Source organism: Acidobacteriota bacterium (assembly GCA_020349885.1).
Taxonomy (GTDB): Bacteria; Acidobacteriota.
Genome location: CP070701.1, coordinates 656,844 through 675,800 on the forward strand (window position 1 = coordinate 656,844; position 18,957 = coordinate 675,800).

Annotated in this window: 11 protein-coding genes; 5 read left to right on the forward strand and 6 right to left on the reverse strand. The window is 64.7% G+C overall.

Going from position 1 to position 18,957, the window contains the following annotated elements:
- Window positions 1-62: 62 nt before the first annotated feature.
- The 4 genes from hrcA to uvrA all read left to right on the forward strand — a co-directional run bounded on the left by hrcA (window position 63) and on the right by uvrA (window position 7,275).
- Window positions 63-1,139 carry a heat-inducible transcription repressor HrcA gene (gene hrcA / locus JSV08_02845; protein ID UCF81366.1) on the forward strand — a complete coding sequence of 359 codons (1,077 nt, stop codon included), beginning with the start codon at window positions 63-65 and terminating at the stop codon, window positions 1,137-1,139.
- A 149-nt stretch (window positions 1,140-1,288) separates the two neighbouring features.
- Window positions 1,289-3,097 (forward strand): molecular chaperone DnaK, encoded by a 1,809-nt coding sequence (gene dnaK / locus JSV08_02850; protein ID UCF81367.1) that lies wholly within the window; start codon window positions 1,289-1,291, stop codon window positions 3,095-3,097.
- 45 nt (window positions 3,098-3,142) lie between these two features.
- Window positions 3,143-4,345: an anhydro-N-acetylmuramic acid kinase gene (locus JSV08_02855; protein UCF81368.1), complete on the forward strand. Its 1,203-nt coding sequence runs from the start codon at window positions 3,143-3,145 to the stop codon at window positions 4,343-4,345.
- The gene (gene uvrA / locus JSV08_02860) at window positions 4,342-7,275 is read left to right on the forward strand and encodes an excinuclease ABC subunit UvrA (protein ID UCF81369.1); all 2,934 of its coding nucleotides are present in this window, start codon (window positions 4,342-4,344) and stop codon (window positions 7,273-7,275) included. The genes JSV08_02855 and uvrA overlap by 4 nt, the downstream gene beginning before the upstream one ends.
- Window positions 7,276-7,294: 19 nt before the next feature.
- Here the strand turns inward: uvrA and JSV08_02865 are convergent, their stop codons facing one another.
- From JSV08_02865 to ilvC, 6 genes are all read right to left on the reverse strand, one after another.
- Window positions 7,295-7,912, reverse strand: coding sequence for a 1-acyl-sn-glycerol-3-phosphate acyltransferase (locus JSV08_02865; GenBank protein UCF81370.1), 618 nt, complete (start codon window positions 7,910-7,912; stop codon window positions 7,295-7,297).
- Window positions 7,913-8,065: 153 nt separating this feature from the next.
- Window positions 8,066-9,241 (reverse strand): alanine--glyoxylate aminotransferase family protein, encoded by a 1,176-nt coding sequence (locus JSV08_02870; protein UCF81371.1) that lies wholly within the window; start codon window positions 9,239-9,241, stop codon window positions 8,066-8,068.
- Between the two features lie 96 nt (window positions 9,242-9,337).
- The gene (ilvD, locus tag JSV08_02875; GenBank protein ID UCF81372.1) at window positions 9,338-11,026 is read right to left on the reverse strand and encodes a dihydroxy-acid dehydratase; all 1,689 of its coding nucleotides are present in this window, start codon (window positions 11,024-11,026) and stop codon (window positions 9,338-9,340) included.
- Between the two features lie 34 nt (window positions 11,027-11,060).
- Window positions 11,061-11,567, reverse strand: coding sequence for an acetolactate synthase small subunit (gene ilvN / locus JSV08_02880; GenBank protein UCF81373.1), 507 nt, complete (start codon window positions 11,565-11,567; stop codon window positions 11,061-11,063).
- A 9-nt stretch (window positions 11,568-11,576) separates the two neighbouring features.
- Window positions 11,577-13,265, reverse strand: a complete 1,689-nt coding sequence (gene ilvB, locus JSV08_02885; protein ID UCF81374.1) for a biosynthetic-type acetolactate synthase large subunit — start codon at window positions 13,263-13,265, stop codon at window positions 11,577-11,579.
- 60 nt (window positions 13,266-13,325) lie between these two features.
- Complete coding sequence (gene ilvC / locus JSV08_02890) at window positions 13,326-14,327, reverse strand: ketol-acid reductoisomerase (protein ID UCF81375.1); 1,002 nt, start codon at window positions 14,325-14,327, stop codon at window positions 13,326-13,328.
- Between the two features lie 248 nt (window positions 14,328-14,575).
- Here ilvC and JSV08_02895 point away from each other — a divergent pair.
- Window positions 14,576-18,957: PKD domain-containing protein (locus JSV08_02895; protein UCF81376.1), on the forward strand; the 4,382-nt coding region annotated here is incomplete at its 3' end.

An 18,957-nucleotide genomic window follows, 5' to 3' on the forward strand; every position in this document is an offset into this window, starting at 1 on the left:
GCTTGACGAGCGTTCAAAAATCCTTTATATTTTGACATTCGGGGTAAACGGAGTGTAAGCATATGGTAATTGACCCGCAGAGTCCCGCGAAGCAGGTTTCGGCCGGGATTCGTTCAAGTGAGACGTTCGAGGAACGCGGTGAGCGCATCCTGGGGGACGCGGTCGAAGCCTACATCCAGAGCGGCCTCCCGGTGGGCTCGCGCCGTCTGGCGCGCCGCGGCCGCTACGGTCTCAGTGCGGCCACGGTGCGCAACGTCCTGAGCGACCTCGAACAGGAAGGCTATCTTTCGAAGCCCCATACATCGGCGGGGCGCGTTCCCACGGACAAGGGCTACCGCTTCTACGTGAACCGGATCCTTGCCCGGGGCGGGGTCGAGCCGATCTCCGTGGAAGGCCGCGAGGACTGGCTCCACCACTCACAGAACCGGGAAACGCTTCTCGCGCGGGCGTCGCGCCTCCTGGCGGATCTGACGCACCAGGTGGGCATGGTGCTCGCGCCGAACGTCGCCGACGCGCCGCTCAAGCACATGGAATTTCTTGCAATCTCCCCCCGAAGAGTTCTGGCCGTTTTCGTTGCGGGAAGCGGCCTCGTGCACCACAAGGCATTCGACGTGCCGGAACCCTATTCCGCCGAGGACCTCCAGCGCGCGGGAAGGTTTCTGAAGGAGGAGTTTGCCGGCCTGACGCTGCGGCAGATGCGCGGGCGCCTCCTCGAAAAAATGGCCGAAGACCGCGCGCGGTACGACACGCTTCGCCGGCGCGCCCTGGCGCTCGGGCAGAGGTGCCTCGAGGACGAAACCGAAAGCTCCGACCTCTACGTGGAGGGCACGGAGAACCTTCTCGACGGCGGAGAAATCGAGGTCGAGGAAATGCGCGCGCTTCTGGCCACGTTTGAGGAGAAGAAGCGAATCGTCGAGCTCCTGGGCGCATGCATAGCCCGGCCGGGCAAGGCGGTCTTTATCGGAACCGAAAATCCCGACGAGCCCTTCCGGTGCTGCTCGCTCGTGCTGGTGCCCTACTGTTCGCCGCAGGGGGAGCGCGGCGCGCTCGGGATCGTGGGGCCGACGCGCATGGAATACTCCAAGGTCCTGGGGACGGTGAGCGGCGTCGCCCACCTGGTGAGCAAAGCGATGGCGTAGAGTCTATGGCAAAAAAACCTTCCGCGGGTTCCTCGCGCTGAAGCGAGGAGACCACGGGAAAGGCGGGAAAATTGTGTCTCGACTGAAGTGCGGGATCCCTCCCTTGGTCGGGAAAGGAGTTTAATAAGGTTTTTCATTGGTTTTGAACGATGGCAAAAATCATCGGCATTGACTTGGGAACGACCAATTCGTGCGTCGCTTACCTCGACGGCGATAGGCCGCGCATGATCGCCTCGAAGGAGGGGCGGCGCGTCATGCCGAGCGTCGTGGGCATCACGGACAAAAACGAGCGCGTCATCGGCACGCTTGCGAAGCGCCAGATGCGTCTTAATGTCGAAAACACGGTCTTTGCCGTGAAGCGCCTGATGGGACGGAAATTCGACGACCCGGAGGTGCAGAAGGTCAAGCCGTACCTGCCCTACCAGATCGCAGCCGCCCAAAACGGCGACATCCGCGTCGTCCTTCGGGAGGAACGCTACAGCCCGCCCGAGATTTCGGCCATGATTTTGAGCAAGCTCCGGGAGTACGCCGATGATCACCTCGGGGAGGCGGTGCGCGAGGCCATCGTGACGGTGCCCGCGTACTTCGACGACGCCCAGCGCCAGGCCACGAAGGATGCGAGCCGCATCGCCGGCCTCGAGGTGAAGCGCCTCGTGAACGAGCCCACGGCCGCCGCCCTCGCCTACGGCGTCGAGATGAAGGAGGGCAGAAAAATCATCGTATACGACCTCGGGGGCGGCACGTTCGACGTCACGGTGCTCCACGTGGGCGAGGGGGTGTTCGAGGTGCTCTCGACGAGCGGCGATACCTTCCTCGGAGGCTACGATTTCGACCAGCGCATTGTCGAGTGGATGATCGAAGGGTTTAAAAGCGAGCACGGCGTGGACCTGTGCGAGGACCCGATGGCGCTCCAGCGGCTCACCGAGGAGGCCGAGAAGGCGAAGTGCGACCTTTCGTCCGCCACGGAGGTGGACATCCAGCTTCCCTTCCTCCACACCGCGGCGGACGGCAACGTGCTTCACTTCCAGAAACAACTCACGCGGGCGCAGCTCGAGGAGATGACGAAGGACCTCATCGAGCGCACCGAGACACCGTGCCTCGACGCCCTGAAGGAAGCGAAGCTGCGGCCCGAGGAGATTGACGAGGTGCTCCTCGTGGGCGGGCAGACGCGCATGCCGAAGATCCATGAAAAGGTCTCCAATCTTTTCAACCGGGCGCCGAACGCGTCGCTCTCGCCGGACGAGGTGGTCGCCTTCGGCGCCTCGCTCCAGGCGGGCATTCTCCAGGGCGAGGTCAAGGACATCATCCTCCTCGACGTCACGCCACTCTCGCTCAACATCGAGACCCAGGGCGGCGTCTGCGTGCCCATGATCGAGCGCAACTCCACCGTGCCCACGAAAACCTCGAAAATCTTCACCACGGTGCTGGACAACCAGACGTCGGTCGAGATTCACGTGCTTCAGGGCGAGAGCAAGATGGCCTCGGCCAACCGCTCGCTCGGCAAATTCGACCTGCGCGACATCCCGCCCGCGCCGCGGGGCCTGCCGGAAATCGAGGTGACGTTCGCGATCGACTCCAACGGCATCGTGAACGTCTCGGCCGTGGACAAGGCCACGGGGAAGGCCCAAAACATCCTCATCCAACCCTCGAGCGGACTCTCGGAGGGCGAGATCGAGCGCATACTCAAGCGCGCCGAGGAAAGCCGCGAGGAGGAGCAAAAGCTCCTCGAGCTCGTCCAGGTTCGAGGCCGACTCCAGTCGCTTTATTACCAGCAGAAGCGCTCCTACGAAGAATTTAAGGACCTCCTGGGGAGCGAGCAGCGCGGCGAGATGGAGGAGTTGTTCAAGCGCGCCGACGAGGCCGTGCGCAGCGGCTCGGCCAACGACTGCAACGCCCTCTTCGACGAGATCGAGGAAGCCTCGCGGCTCATTTCCAGCGCCACGCTGATGAAGGGGTGAGGAACACTCCCCGTCCCCGCGAGCGCTCGGAGGTCTTCTTGGCGCATGCACTGGAACCTTCCTGAGCCGAAGCACATTGTGGGTCTCATCTCCGGCACGTCGTACGACGGCGTGGACGCGGCGCTCGTGGAGGTGCGGGGGGCGGGAGTGGAAACCGAGTGGCGCCTTCTGGCCTTCGAGGGCCTTCCCTTCAGCGGCAAGCTGCGCGAGCGGCTGAGCCGCGTCGTCTCGCGCGAGACGGTGTGCCTCGAGGAAGTGGCCAAAATGCATGTCCTCCTCGGGGAGGTGTTTTCCGACGCCGCCAAGGCGGCGGCCCGGAAAGCGGGCGTCCCGATGGAATCCATCTCGCTCATCGCCTCCCACGGACAGACCGTCTGCCACCGCCCGACGCCGGAGCAGGCCATGGGCTACGACATCGCGGCGACGCTTCAGCTCGGCTCGGCGGCGGTGATGGCGGAGCGCACGGGCGCGACGGTCGTGTGCGACTTTCGCGCACGCGACATGGCCGCGGGCGGCACGGGCGCGCCCCTGGTGCCCTTCGCGGATTTTCTGATGTTCCGAAGCGAATCCGTCGGGCGCATCTGCCTCAACCTGGGCGGCATCGCGAACGTCACGGTGCTTCCCGCGGGCGCCTCCCCCGGGGCGGTCCTCGGCTTCGATACCGGCCCCGGCAACTCCCTGCTCGACGTTCTGGCCGAGCGCGTGAGCGGCGGCCGGGAGATGTACGACCACGAGGGGCGCCGCGCCGCCTCCGGGCGGGTCCACAAGAAACTACTCGCGGAGCTTATGAAGAACCCTTATCTTGCGCAGCCCCCCCCGAAGAGCACGGGGCGCGAGGAATTCGGCGAGTCGCTCGTCTCCTGGATGTTCACGCGGGAGCCCGACGCGCCGTTCGAGGACATGCTCGCGACGGCGGCGCATTTTACAGTCGAGAGCATCGCCCGCGCCCTCGAGGATTTCGTGTTTCCCAAGGAGCGCTTCCGCGAGCTTGTCGTCTCGGGCGGCGGCCTCCGAAACACGCACCTCATGGCCCTGCTGCGCGAGCGGCTCGACTTGACAGTACGGACGAGCGAGGAGTTGGGCGTACCCGCCGACGCCAAGGAGGCGGTCGCGTTCGCCCTTCTCGGAAACGAAACCATGGCCGGCCGCGCCGGAAACGTCCCCTCGGCCACCGGCGCCCGCCGGGCGGTCGTCCTGGGAAGCATCGTGCCGGGGCGCGGCTTTTTCGAAACCAAGGAGGAGCAGTGAGCACGCCAAAGCCGCGGAGGGCTCCCGCGCCGGTCGCCCCGTCTTCCGAGAGCCTCGTCGTCGAGGGCGCCGCCGAGCACAACCTGAAAAGAATCCGCGTCGCCGTCCCCAAGAACCGCCTCGTGGTCGTCACGGGCGTCTCGGGCTCTGGAAAATCCTCGCTCGCCTTCGATACGCTCTACGCCGAGGGGCACCGCCGCTACGTCGTCTCGCTCTCGACCTACGCCCGCCAGTTCATGGAGCAGCTCAAAAAACCCGCCTACGACACGCTGCGCGGCCTCTCGCCCGCCATCGCCATCGAGCAGCGCACCACCGTCGTCAATCCGCGCTCCACCGTGGGGACGGTCACGGAGATCTACGACCACCTGCGCGTCCTCTACGCCCGCGCGGGCACGCCCCACTGCCCTTCGTGCGGGCGCGCCGTCTCGTCGCAGAGCGTGGACGAAATGGTCCAGCAGATCGCGACGCTCCCCGCGGGGGCGCGCTTCCACGTCATGGCGCCCATCGTGCAGGGACGCAAGGGCATCTACGGCAAGGAGCTCGCGCAGATGTACGAGATGGGCTTCGTCCGCGCGCGCATCGACGGCGCGATGACCGAGCTGGGAGGCGGCATCCGGCTGAAGCGCTCGCGCATCCACGACATCGAGGTCGTCGTCGACAGCCTCGTCGCGAAGGGCGGCATCGAGGGCCGCCTCCGCGACTCGCTCCGCCTCGCCCTCAATCTCGCCCGCCAGAGCCCCCAGGCCTCCGAGGCCGTCGTCGTGCACCTTCTCGACTCTGGCGAGGACAAAATCTTCTCGCGCGAGATGGCGTGCCCCCGCTGCGGCGTCAACCTGCCCGAGATGAGCCCGCGCCTCTTCTCGTTCAACTCCCCGCGCGGCCAGTGCCCAAAGTGCGAGGGCCTCGGCGTGCGCTACGAGGCCGACCCCGACCGCATGGTGCGCGACGGGAGGCTTTCGATCCGCAAGGGCGGCCTCGCGTGGTACGGTCAGAGGCCCGCGCCGCGCACGCTGCGCAAGCTGAACGCCGTGCTGCGGCCCTTCGGCGCCGACGTGGACACGCCCATAGAGAAGCTCCCGAAGCGCGCCTGGAAAGCGCTTCTCGAGGGCACGAACGGCCACGAGGGGGCTCTTCGGGAAGCCGAGTCGTGGTTCTTCGACGAGGACTGGAGCGAGGAGACGCGGATGCGCTGGATCGGCCCCTACATGCGTAGCGCTCCCTGCGAGGCCTGCGGCGGCGCCCGCCTTCGCCCCGAAGCGCGCGCCGTGCGCGTGGGCGGCCTCGGCATCGTCGAGCTTGCGGAGATGGACGTAGGAGAAGGCCTGCGCCGGCTGCGAAATTTCTCGCTCGAAGGAAACCGCGCCCTTATCGCGGCGCCCGTGCTCAAGGAAATCTGCGAGCGGATGGAATTCCTCCGCGCCGTGGGGCTTTCGTACCTTTCGCTCTCGCGCCCCACGATGACGCTCTCGGGAGGAGAGGCGCAGCGCGTGCGGCTCGCCACCCAGGTGGGCTGCCGGCTGCGCGGCGTCATGTACGTCCTCGACGAGCCGACCATCGGCCTCCACCCGCGCGACAACGAGCGCCTCCTCGCCACGCTGAGAGAGATGTGCGGCCTCGGCAACACCGTCGTGGTCGTCGAGCACGACGAGGACACCATCCGGAGCGCCGACCACGTCATCGACCTGGGGCCCGGGGCGGGCGCCGAGGGGGGCGCCGTGACCGCCGAGGGTACGCCCGGGGAGGTCGCCGAGGGCGATTCGCTGACGGGCCGGTACCTGAGCGGTAGGAGGAAGATTCCCGTTCCCGCCGAGCGGAAGCGCCCCTCGAGGAACGCCTGGCTGACGGTACACAGGGCCTCGGCGAATAATTTAAAAAACATCACGGCGCGCTTTCCCGTCGGCTGCTTCACGGTGGTGACGGGCGTCTCGGGCTCGGGCAAGAGCACGCTCGTGCTGGACGTCCTGCACCGCGCCGCGGCGGCGGCGCTCCACCGCGCGCGCGAGAAGCCCGGCGCGCACCGCCGCATCACGGGGCTTCAGAAATTCCGCCGCGCCCTGGCCGTGGACCAGGCGCCCCTGGGGCGGACGCCGCGCTCAAACCCGGCGACCTACAGCGGCGTCCTCTCGCCCATCCGGGAATTATTCGCGGCCGTCCCCGCGGCCCGCATGCGCGGCTACACGAAGGGGCGTTTCTCGTTCAACGTCAAGGGCGGCCGCTGCGAGAGCTGCCAGGGCATGGGCGCAAGGCGCGTCGCCATGGCCTTCATGCCCGACCAGCTCGTGCCCTGCGAGACGTGCCGGGGCGAGGGTTTCAACAAGGAAACCCTCGACGTCCGCTTCAAGGGTGCGAGCATCGCCGACGTCCTGCGCATGACGGTGCGCGAGGCGCTCCGGTTCTTCGAAAAAATTCCGCGCGTGCGCGCCCTCCTCGCCACGCTGGACGAGGTGGGCCTCGGCTACCTGCGCCTGGGGCAGCCGGCCGTGACGCTCTCGGGAGGCGAGGCGCAGCGCCTGCGCCTCGCGCGCGAGATGAAGAGCCTTCCGACGCGCCTAGCACCCAAGGCCAAGACGCTCTACCTCTTCGACGAGCCCACCGTGGGGCTTCACTTCGAGGACGTGCGGAATCTTCTTGAGATAATTTTCCGCCTGCGCGACCACGGCCACACCGTCGTCATGATCGAGCACCATCCCGACGTGGTGAAGTGCGCCGACCACGTCGTGGACCTCGGCCCCGAGGGCGGCGCCGACGGGGGGCGCGTCGTGGCCAGTGGGACGCCAGAGGAGGTGGCCCGCACGAAGGCCTCGCACACGGGAAAAATCCTCAAGAGGGTGCTTCCGCCGACCTCGCTACGCCGAAGCGCTCCTGCGAGGACAAAGCCTCTGCGCGGCGTCCCGTCGCGAAGGCGAGAGCGGAAACGGAAAGGCCGGTAGGAATCAAGGGCCGTCCGCCCTACGCGGCTTTCCGCGCCAGGGCGGCGACGGCCCGCTCGACGCGCAGGTGCAGCCCCGCTTCGGCGGAGCCATCCTTGCCTGTCTCCGGCGCGAGGGGCTCACCGAGGACGACGCGGATTTTCCTCGGGCGGATGAGGGCGCTTCCGCGGGGCATCGCGCGGTGGGCGCCGTCGATGAACGCGGGCACCACGGGCACGCCCGCCCTGGCCGCCAGAACGGCGACGCCCCGCTCGAATGGCTGGAGGCTGCCGTCGCGGCTGCGCGCGCCCTCGGGAAAAATTCCGACGACCTCGCCCCCCTCGAGCGCCCGCAGCGCCCGCTTGATGGACCCCAGCTGTGTCCCGCCCTCCGTGTCGATGGGGATCGCCCCCATCGGCGCGCAGAACCACCGCAGGTACCACGGCTCGTAAAAGGAACGCATCATCAGGAAGCGGACGGGGCGCGGAAACACGGCGCCCAAGACGAGCGGGTCGAGGTAGGAGGCGTGGTTCGCCGCCACGATGAGGCCGCCTTCCTCCGGAACGTGCCCGGCGCCCTCCGCCGTAAGGCGAAAGGCGATTCGAAAGAGAAATCTCCCAAAGGAGCGCACCAGGCGATAGGTAAGGTTGGTCCGCATAGCTTATTTTACCGCACCATAGGAGCTTTCCTATCGAAACCTGACGGAAAAAGGAGGTTCGGGAAGTGCGGAAAGTGCGGAAAGCGCGGGTCGCTGATCCCGATAACGCGGCGAATCCCCGGTACCGGGGCGCTTCCCGCGGAAGGAAAGGCGTTACGGTCGGGTCGCGTATACGGAAGATGCCGACGCGAGCACCTCGCCGTCCGCAAGCTTGACGCCCTCGTCTATAAGGATCGCCTTGAGCGCCGCGAGAAAGAGCATCACGCTACGCCGGCGGCTCGTGTGCCCCATGATGCCGATCCGCCAGACCTTCCCCTTGAACGGGCCGAGCCCCGCGCTGACCTCGATGCCGAACTCCTCGAGGAGCCGGCGGCGCACCCTCGCGTCGTCCGCGCCGTCGGGAACGTACACCGGGTTGAGCACCGGAACCGCGTGCTTCGTCACGTAGCGGAGCCCCATCGCCTCGAGCCCCGCGCGCAGGGCGCGGTGATTCAGCTCGTGCCGCTTGATCCGCGCCTCGAGCCCTTCCTCCAGAACGATGCGCAGCGCCTCGCGCAGCGCGTACGTCATGTTGATGGGCGCGGTGTGATGATAGACGCGCTCCTCGCCCCAGTACTCGCGCACCATGGAGATGTCGAGATACCAGTTCCGGGCCTTGGTCTTGCGCGCTTCCATGGCGGCCACCGCGGCCGGCGAGAGCGTCACGGGAGCCAGGCCCGGCGGGCACGAGAGGCACTTCTGCGAGCCGCTGAAGCAGGCGTCGACCTTCCAGTCGTCCACGGCCACCTCCACGCCGCCGAGAGACGTCACGGTGTCGAGGAGGAACAGGGCGCCGGCCTCGTGCACGAGTTTCGAAATTTCCTCGACCGGCTGATGCGTGCCCGTGGAGGTTTCGGCATGGACGATGCCGAAAACTTTCGTCTTCGGGTATTTCTTCAAGGTCTTGGCGACGACCTCGGGATCGAAAATCTCGCCCCACTCGGCTTCGATTGCGTGGACCACGGCGCCGTTGCGCTCGGCTATGTCCTGCATCCGGGCGCCGAACTTGCCGTTCACGCATACGATCATCTCGTCGCCGGGCTCGATAAGGCTGCACACGCACGCTTCCATCCCCGCGCTTCCCGCGCCCGAGACGACGAGCGTGAGCTCGTTCCGTGTGCGGAACACCTCGCGCAGGAGCGCGCTCGTCTCGCTCATGATGCGGAGGTATTCGGGATCGAGGTGCCCGATCGTGGGAGCCGCCATGGCCCGGAGCACGCGATTCGGCACGTTGCTCGGGCCCGCGCCCATCAGGATGCGCGACGGCGGTTTAAACTCTCCAACACTCATTCTCGTCCTCCACAAAATCAGACATGGTTCTCAACCTTCCTTGTTTTGCACGAAAGCGCCATTATAGATAGGGGGTGTCAAAAAATCAACGTTCTATCATGAAAAACTGTCGGTCACCGCGCCCCGGTCGGCCGAGCTCACCAGCTTCGCGTACTTGTAAAGGACCCCCCGCGTGTACTTCAGAGGCGGCGCCTTCCAGCTCTTCAATCGCTTGTCCGTCTCTTCCGGGCTTATGTTCAGCTGAAGCAGTTGCTTGTCCGCGTCGATCGTGATGCTGTCGCCGTCGCGAACAACGGCCAGGACGCCTCCCGTCTGGGCCTCGGGAGAAACATGCCCCACGACCATGCCGTGGGTGCCCCCGGAGAACCGCCCGTCCGTGATGAGCCCCACGTCCTTTCCGAGGCCCTTGCCGATGAGCGCGGAGGTCGGCGCGAGCATCTCCCGCATGCCGGGGCCCCCCTTGGGGCCCTCGTAGCGGATGACCATGACGTCGCCTTTCTTTATCTTGTCCCCGAGGATCGCCTTCAGTGCATCCTCCTCGGAATCGAAAACCTTGGCGGGGCCCGTTATGGACGTGACCTTCAGGCCGGACACCTTGGCCACGGCCCCTTTCGTAGCCAGGTTTCCCCTCAGGATGACGATCGGGCCCGTGGGGCGCAGCGGGTCCTTAAGGCTTCGTATGACCTTCTGGTCCGGCTGTAGGCCTTCCGCGCCCTTCATGTTCTCCGCGAGCGTTTTCCCCGTGACCGTCATGCACCCGCCATGCAGGAGCCCCGCCTCGAGGAGCATTTTCATGACGCCCGGAACCCCTCCCACCTTGTACAGGTCGTACATCACGTGTTTCCCCGAGGGCTTGAGGTCGGCCAGGTGGGGCACTTTCCCGGCAATTCTTTCGAAATCCTCGAGCCCCAGGTCCACGGAAACCGCGTCCGCCATCGCGATGAGATGCAGGATAGCGTTCGTGGAGCCGCCCAGGGCCATCACGACCGCTATGGCGTTCTCGAAGGCCTCCTTCGTCATGATGTCATTGGGAAAGATTTTCCTCTCCAGCATGCGGATCACGGCTTCCCCGGCGCGGAAACATTCCCCCTTCTTCTCCTCCTCCTCCGCCGGCACGGACGCGCCGCCCGGAAGGCCCATCCCCAGGGCCTCGATGGCGCTGGCCATGGTGTTCGCCGTGTACATGCCGCCGCAGCTGCCGGCCCCGGGACATGCGCTGCATTCGATTCCCTTGAAGTCCTCCTCCGAGATGTTCCCGACGTTGTGCCTCCCGACTGCCTCGAAGATGCTCACGATGTCGACGTCGTTTCCCTTGTAGTTGCCGGGCTTTATCGTGCCGCCGTAGACGAATACCGAGGGGATGCCCAACCGCGCGATGGCCATGAGGCATCCCGGCATGTTCTTGTCGCAGCCGCCGATGGCCACGAGGCCGTCGAAGCGCTCGGCCTGGCTTACGGTCTCGATGGAATCCGCGATCACCTCGCGCGACGCCAGCGAGAACTTCATCCCCTCCGTGCCCATCGAGATGCCGTCGCTTACGGTGATGGTTCCGAACGTGAGCCCGGCGCCGCCGCCCTCCCTTATGCCCTTCCTGGCCTCCACGGCCAGTTGGTCGATGTGCATGTTGCACGGCGTGATGTCGCTCCACGTGGAAGCCACGCCGACGATGGGTTTTTCAAAATCCTCGTCCCGGAACCCCACGGCCCTGAGCATGCCGCGGTTGGGCGCCCGGCTGTCTCCGTCCGTAATCAAACGGGATCGTATTTTTAGATTCGCCTTGCTCATCTTGACGCTTTCCTTATGTCCGCGCCGGGCTTTTTCACTCCCACCGGATGGCGGTGACGCCGCTCTTTACGATATCTTCCACCCCGAAGGGCTCGAGCGTCTTGACGAGCGCCTGCACCTCGTCGGGGGTTCCGTGGAACGCGACGAGCGTCCTGTCACCCTTCGTCTCGACCACGCTGGCCCGGGGGGGAAGGTTGGCGGCCCGGACGAAGGCGTCGCACTCCCCCTCGGGCACCTTGAGCTTGACCAGGATCAGCTCCCGCTCGAGGTAGCGCGCGCCGAGGGAATTCGAGACACGGATGACGTCGATCAATTTCGCAATCTGCTTCGTCAGCTGGGCGACGCCGGTTTCCGTCGCGTTCACCTTGATGACCATGCGGTAGATGTCCGGGTTCATGGTGGCCTCGGCGATGAAGGAGTTGATGTTGTAGCCGCGGCGGGAGATGAGGCCCGAGACGCGCGACACGAGTCCGAACCGGTTCATCACCAGCATCGAAATGGTGTACTCGCGTTCCTCCTCTTTGGGGAAGGGTTCTTTCACGGTGTTTCCTTAGCGGACGGCGTCTTCCAGGCCGATGGCCTCGGTAAAGGGGGCGCCGCTCGGGACAAGGGGATAGACGTTGGTTTCCTCGGGAATCACCATGTGAAGCAGGTATGGGCCGTCGTGCTCCAGGCATTTCTTGATGGCCGCGGGGACGTCGGCGTTGCGCTCCACGCGCGCTCCGGCGATCCCGTAGGCCGAGGCCAGCTTCACGAAATCCGGATTCCCCTCCAGGTGGGTGCAGGAATAGCGCTTGTCGAAGAAATGCTCCTGCCACTGCCGCACCATGCCGAGGTATTTGTTCTCCATCAAGACAATCTTTACCGGAATCTTATTGGTGGAAACGGTCGCGAGCTCCTGGATGTTCATCTGGATGCTTCCGTCTCCGGTGATGGCTATGACGAGCTTGTCGGGATTGGCGACTTGCGCCCCCACGGCGGCCGGCAGCCCGAATCCCATCGTGCCGAGGCCTCCCGATGTCACGAAATAGCGGGGGCGGCCCTGGCGGAGGAGTTGGGCCGACCACATCTGGTGCTGGCCGACGTCGGTCGTGACGATTACGTCGTCGGTTCCGCGCTCGGAGATGCACTCGAGGATGGTCATGGGATTGACGCCGTCCTTCTCGTCCAGCACCTTCTTGGGATACTGCTTCCGCCAGCGCTCGATCCGCGCGAGCCACTCCGGACGCTTCTTTTCCGTCACCGACTCGCGGAACCTCTCGAGCAGGATTTTCGCGTCGCCCACGATGCCCACGTCCGCCCTGACGTTCTTGTCGATCTCGGACGGGTCGATGTCGACGTGGATGACCTTCGCGTTTTCGGCGAAGGTCTTCAGATTGCCCGTGATGCGGTCGTCGAAGCGGCTTCCGAAATTGATGATCAGGTCCGCCTTCAGCACGGCGTTGTTCGCGTAGCCGCTTCCGTGCATGCCGAGCATCCCCAGCGCAAGGGGGTGGGCCGTGGGGAGCGCCGAGAGGCCGTGGAGCGTGGCCGCGACGGGGCAGTCGATTTTCTCGACAAACGCGGTGAGCTCCGGTGTCGCGTTGGAATACACCACGCCTCCGCCGCAGATGAGGACGGGCCGCTCGGCCCGCTCAACCAGCTCGCATGCCCGAGCGACGGCCTCTTCGTCCACCTCCTCGGCTTCCTCGGGATGGTACCCCGGCAGATTCACCTCGTCGGGATACACGAACTCGGTCTTTTGGTTTTGAACGTCCTTCGGCACGTCGATCACCACGGGCCCGGGGCGGCCCGACAGGGCGATGTGGAACGCTTCCTTGAACGCCCGCGCGAGGTCGCGTACATCCTTGACGAGATAGCCGTGCTTCGTCGCGGGAAGCGTGATGCCGAAGACGTCGATCTCCTGAAACGCGTCCGTTCCGATGACCGGACAGGCCACCTGCCCGGTGATGGCGACCACCGGCGAGCAGTCCATGAGCGCCGTGGCCAGTCCCGTGACGAGGTTGGTCGCGCCGGGGCCGGACGTGGCCACGCAGACCCCCGCTTTATCCGACGTGCGGGCGTAGCCGTCGGCCGCGTGGGCGGCGCCCTGTTCGTGCCGGACGAGGTAGTGCCTGATCTTCGAATCCATCAGCGCGTCGTAAAAGGGCATGATGGCCCCGCCGGGAAAGCCGAAGATGTGCTTTGTCCCCTCGAGCTCCAGGCACTTCGCCATGATTTGCGCGCCGCTCAGTTCCATATCACGCTTCTCCGAGAAAGTCTTCCCCTAAGGAGGTGGTGTTTTATCCCTAACGCTTCGTTAGTCCTTGAGTTCCTTGGCCTCGAGCCACGGCATCATCCTGCGCAGCTTCAAGCCCACCTTCTCGATCGGGTGCTGCCGGTCGCGCTTGGCCAGGGCGTTGAACTTGGGGCGGCTCACCCGGTTCTCCATAATCCATTCCTTGGCGAAGTCGCCGCTCTGGATCTCGGAAAGAATCTTTTTCATCTCGCGCCGCGTCTCGCCGGTGATGATCCTCCGCCCGCGGGTCAGGTCGCCGTACTCGGCGGTGTCGCTGATGGAATAGCGCATCCACGTGATCCCGCCCTCGTTGATGAGGTCCGTAATCAGCTTGACCTCGTGCAGGCACTCGAAGTACGCGAGCTCCGGCTTGTAGCCCGCCTCAACGAGGGTGTCGAACCCGGCCCGGATGAGCTCGCTCAAGCCGCCGCACAGGACCGACTGCTCGCCGAAGAGGTCGGTCTCGGTCTCGTCGCGGAAGGTGGTCTCGATCACACCGGCGCGCGTGCCGCCGATGCCCTTCGCGTACGCGAGGGCGAGCTGTTTGGCCTTCCCGGAATAATTCCGCTCGACGGCCAGGAGGCAGGGAATGCCTTTTCCCTCCGTGAAGAGCCGCCGCTCGATGTGCCCCGGCGCCTTCGGGGCGACCATGATGACGTCCACGTCCTTCGGGGGCTTGATCTGCCCGAAGTGGATGGTAAAGCCGTGGGCGAACAACAGAACGTTTCCTTTCTTCAGGTTGGGCAGAATCTCCTTCTTGTAGACCTCCTCCTGAATGTGGTCGGGCAGAAGAATGGAGATCAAATCCGCCTGTTTGGCCGCTTCCGGCGTGGACAGAACCTTGAAGCCTTCTTTCTGGGCCGCCTTCTTGGCCCTGGGCGCCGGCTCCGCAACCACGACATTGAGTCCGCTGTCCCGCAAATTCAGGGCATGGGCGTGACCCTGGCTCCCGTATCCGAGGACGGCGATCTTTTTCTTCTTGAGCGGTGCGAGGCTCGCGTCCTTGTCGTAGTAAATCTTCATGGCCTTCTTTCCTTTCCTTGTTCGTTCATTTTCCTGTGCTCTGTATAATTTACATACGTTACTCCGTTCTCTAGAAAAAAGCAAATTTTTCCTATATACCGATGGAGCCGAGGGGAAAAGGCGCCGCCGCCCCGGCGGGGTATGCCGACCGCTCCGGGTCTAGCGACAGGCGGGGGCGAGGGAAAATTCCGGCTAAATTACTTGAAATTTTGGTAAAACGGCATATAATATGTAAGTGAGACAATACGATGCCTTATCTGGAGGGTTTTCGTAAGGCGGTATGGGTGCTCCGGGAGCGGGAGGGGGAGGTGCACCCGGGGTGCCGCCGGGGAGATGACGGGATGAAGGAGCGCGAGGGGATGGCTCGTTCGTGGGCGTTATTCCTAGTCGGCATGCTTGCATGGATCTGGGCAAGCGGCCTCGCCTTCCCGGCAGACCTCTACGTGGACGCCGCGTTCGGCAACGATGTCAACGACGGGCTTTCGTGGGGGACGGCGAAGGCTACCGTTGGGAACGCCTTGACCGCGGCCGACGGAACGCCGGGGGCCGACACAATCTACGTGGCGGAAGGGACTTATCAAGAAACGATGAATTTCTGGTTCGGCCCTGACGATGTCTCCCTGATTGGTGGCTTTCCAGCAGGGGGCGGGGCGAGGGACCTCGCAGCTCATCCAACGGCCGTGTCGCCTCCGAGCGGCTCACCCTTTGAGGCTTGGTATTCGGCCAACGTCTCCCTCGACGGATTCATTCTTGAGAACGGCCGCCACAATGTGATTGCGGATTCGACGAACATCACCGTAAGAAATTGCATCATCCGAAACAACACGGATCAAGCCATCATCGGGAGGACAGAGGCCTGCGGGGGTATGTGCTTTGGAGTGTGTATTCAGATTGTAGGGTGGCCGTCTTGGGGATATGGCGGGGGACTTTACGCATACAACTCATCCGTAGAAATTGTCAACAATCTTATTGTTGACAACACCATAACCCTGTACGATCCGGCTCCTTGTTCCCCCGAGTGGGGCCCTAATCCGCCGGGTGGCGAGGGCGCGGGGATGTGCCTATCGAATGTTACGGGCTTGGTAGCGAACAACACGATCGCCTCGAACGACAACCTTGTTCCTCCTTTCTATCAAGTCTGGATGATACCGGGCTACCGATCCGGCGGCGTGTACCTCGAAAACGTTTCCGCATCCCTTGTGTTCCGCGACAACATTATGTGGGGCAACGTCGGTTTCAATTATTGCGAGCCCGCCGGGCTTTTACAGCCCGTCTACTGCGACTCGGGAAGTTTGTTGGGCGATTTCTCGGGGCCGGGCAACATTCGGCTCAACCCCCTCTTTGCCACCGGCCCCGGCGGGGACTATTACCTGTCGCAGACGGCTGCGGGGCAGGGCTCCGATTCGCCGTGCCTGGATGCGGGAAGCGACACGGTGGCCGCCGTCGGCATGACGGACACGACGACGCGCACGGACCGGGTGGAGGACGCCGGAACGGTGGACATGGGATATCACGAAATCTTGGCGAGTATCCCTGATTTAGAATACACTGCCCACAGCTTCACCGATTGCGGGAACGTCGACGGCTTCGCGGACCCGGGCGAGACGATCACCCTCAGCGTCACGGCTGAGAACACCGGCAACGCGGACGCTTTCAACGTAAGCGGAGTGCTTTCCACCATAACGCCGGGGGTTACGGTGTTCGTGAACAACGCCGCGTTCCCCGACATCCCCGAGGGCTTGACCGGAGCGTCGCTCACGCCGTACCGGTTCGTCGTGGACCCGGGCGTGCCCTGCGGGACGCTGATTGACTTCGCGCTCGATCTTACCTACCAAGACAATTTGGGAAATCCCCTCACCAGCGCCGAGTCGTTCCAGGTGCCGGTGGGCCAGCCCCAGCCGCCGCTTACACTCCTCCTTACGGACTTCGAGGACTGCGCGGACCCGCCGACGTCGGTCTGCCCGCCGTGTGTTCCCGTAAATGGAGACTGGACGGTCATCAACAACGGCAACAAGGTCGGCTGGACGCACGCCGGCCCGGGCTGCCCGTCGACCTGCGAGTGGGGGCTCTTCCCGACGAACTACTACATTTGCGACACCACCTGCCCGGGCTGGTCGACGGTTCACAACGAGGAGCTCATCTCGCCGGTGATTGACACCTCGGCGGCGGCGGCGGTGACGCTCCGATTCGACCACGACTACTACAACTATTCGATGCCCACGACTTCGGACTTGAACGTGAGGAGCTCGCTCACGGGCGGTGCCTGGGTCACGCTGAGGGATTTTGCTGATTGTTGGCTTTGGTGTAGTTGGGATCCGTGGATGTGCGACAATTGCATCACCGGACCCATTGCGCTCGACGCCACGGCGCAGTGCGCGGGCGCCGCGGACTGCCAGTTTGAATTCCACCAGGTGACGAACTACTACGACTCCTGGTGGTGGGCCGTGGACAACGTGGCGGTGGAGGCGCCCGTTGCTCCGGTGTGCAGCCCGGCGGCACCACCCATAGCCTACGATACGGGCTTCGATCCGACCACGACGCTCGCGCAGGTCTGCGGCGACGGCGACCTTATCGTGGAGCCGGGCGAGGAGTGGCAGGCGACGGTGCAGCTCATTAATTCCGCGGCATGCACCGTCAACAACGTCAAGGCGGATTTAACGGTAAACCCGGGCTCGGCGGTGGCCGCTGCCGTTTGCAACAATCCGGGCGATTATGGAAACATCCCCGCGGGTGGCACGGCGCAATTCACCTATTCGTTCGTCGTGGACACTGGGGCTGTCTGCATCAACGACATCACGTTCGACGTAACCGGCATTGTCTCGGACGAGGGGGCGTATCCCGGCGAGATTCCCGCGTTCGCGGTGCAGGTGGGAGCGCTCGCTCCCGGTCCGACGGAGCCCGGGGCGCAGGCGACGGACCCGCTGACGGAGAAGAACGGAACAATAAGCTCGGACTTTACGCCTGCGTTCACGATTCCCGGCGCTGCTAAGTCCGCCACACTTTCCTACGTGCTTTCCGGGGGAACCGACTTGGTGAACTGCGTCGAGGTGGCGCTAGTGGACCCGTTGGGGACGGCGACGGTGGTGAAGCCCCTGGGCGCGGCGGACGCCAATCCCTACGACGTGACCGGGCTCTACACGGGGGCGGGCACGTATCAGCTTCAGCTGACGGAAGCGGGAAAGGGCTGCGGCGGGGGAGGCAGCGCGACCCTGACGGCGGGGACGCTGAGTGTAACGGCTCCGGACGTTACGGAGTGCGACGTGAGCGCGTGCTCGTGCCCGTGCCCGACGGCGACGATTTCCGAATCGGCCTGCGATTGCTCACTCAATGTGGTGCTTGATGCGAACCCGTCGGGCGGAACGCCGCCGTACACCTATCTTTGGAGCACTGGCGAGACCTCGCGGACGATCGTGGTGGTCGGCGACGGGGTGTCGTCGTACGACGTGACGGTGACGGACGCGAACAGCTGCCAGGGTTCGGATACCTACGGCCCGTTGCAGCTTTGTGTGCCGTGCTGCATCACGAGCGCGACGGCGACGGCGCTCGGGCCGACGACGTTCTGTACGGGTGGCTCGGTGGACCTGGTGGCCACGCCGGACGACGGAATCGGACCGTTCACGTACCTGTGGAGCACGGGAGATGCGACGGCGACGATCACGGTGAGTGCGCCCGGAACGTACAGCTGCGACGTGACGGACAACGATCCGGGCTGCGGCAACACGGTCACGACGAATTCGATCGCGGTGACGGTGAACGAGAATCCCGTGGTCGCGATTTTTGGGCCGACGGAGACCTGCGAGGGCGGCTGCGTGACGTTCACGGTGATTCCGTCCGGCGGGACGCCTCCGTACGACATACTGTGGTGCACGGGAGAGACGACGCAGAGCATTACACTGTGCCCGCCGGTGGGCGTCACGACCTGTACGGTGACGGCGACGGATGCAAACGGGTGCGTGTCCTTCCCGACGATCTTCATGATTACAGTGAACGAGAACCCGACGGCGGTGCCGACGGTGGATGTGGATCCGGCGTGTGAGGGCGCGGTGCAGACGTTTACGGCGAACAACGTGGGCGGCGACACGTTCCTGTGGAACTTCGGGGACGGGGACACGTCGACGTTGCAGAATCCGACGCACACGTACGCTGGGGCTGGCTCGTACACGGTGACGCTGACGGTGACCGACTCGGCGACGGGCTGCACGTTTGGACCGGTGGGAGTGGCGAGCAACCCGGTCGAGGTGAACGTATGCGTTGTCCCCTCATTGGTTTATAGCGGCCACTCGCTCACCGACTGCGGGAACGCGAACGGGGCGGTGGACCCGGGCGAGACGATCGACCTCGACGTCACGGCGCAGAACACGGGCGGCGCGGACGCCTTTAACGTGAGCGGAACCCTCTCGACGATTACACCCGGCATCACGATTACCACGAACACGGCCGCGTTCCCGGACATCGCCGTGGGGCTTACGGGCACGTCGCTCACGCCGTTCCAGTTCGTGGTGGATCTGAGCGTGCCGTGCGGGACGGTGATAGACTTCACGCTCGACCTTGCGTACGAAGACGGGGTTGGGAGTCCCTTCTCCAACGCCGCGTCGTTCCAGGTGCAGGTGAGTGTCGGAGGGCCGGTAAC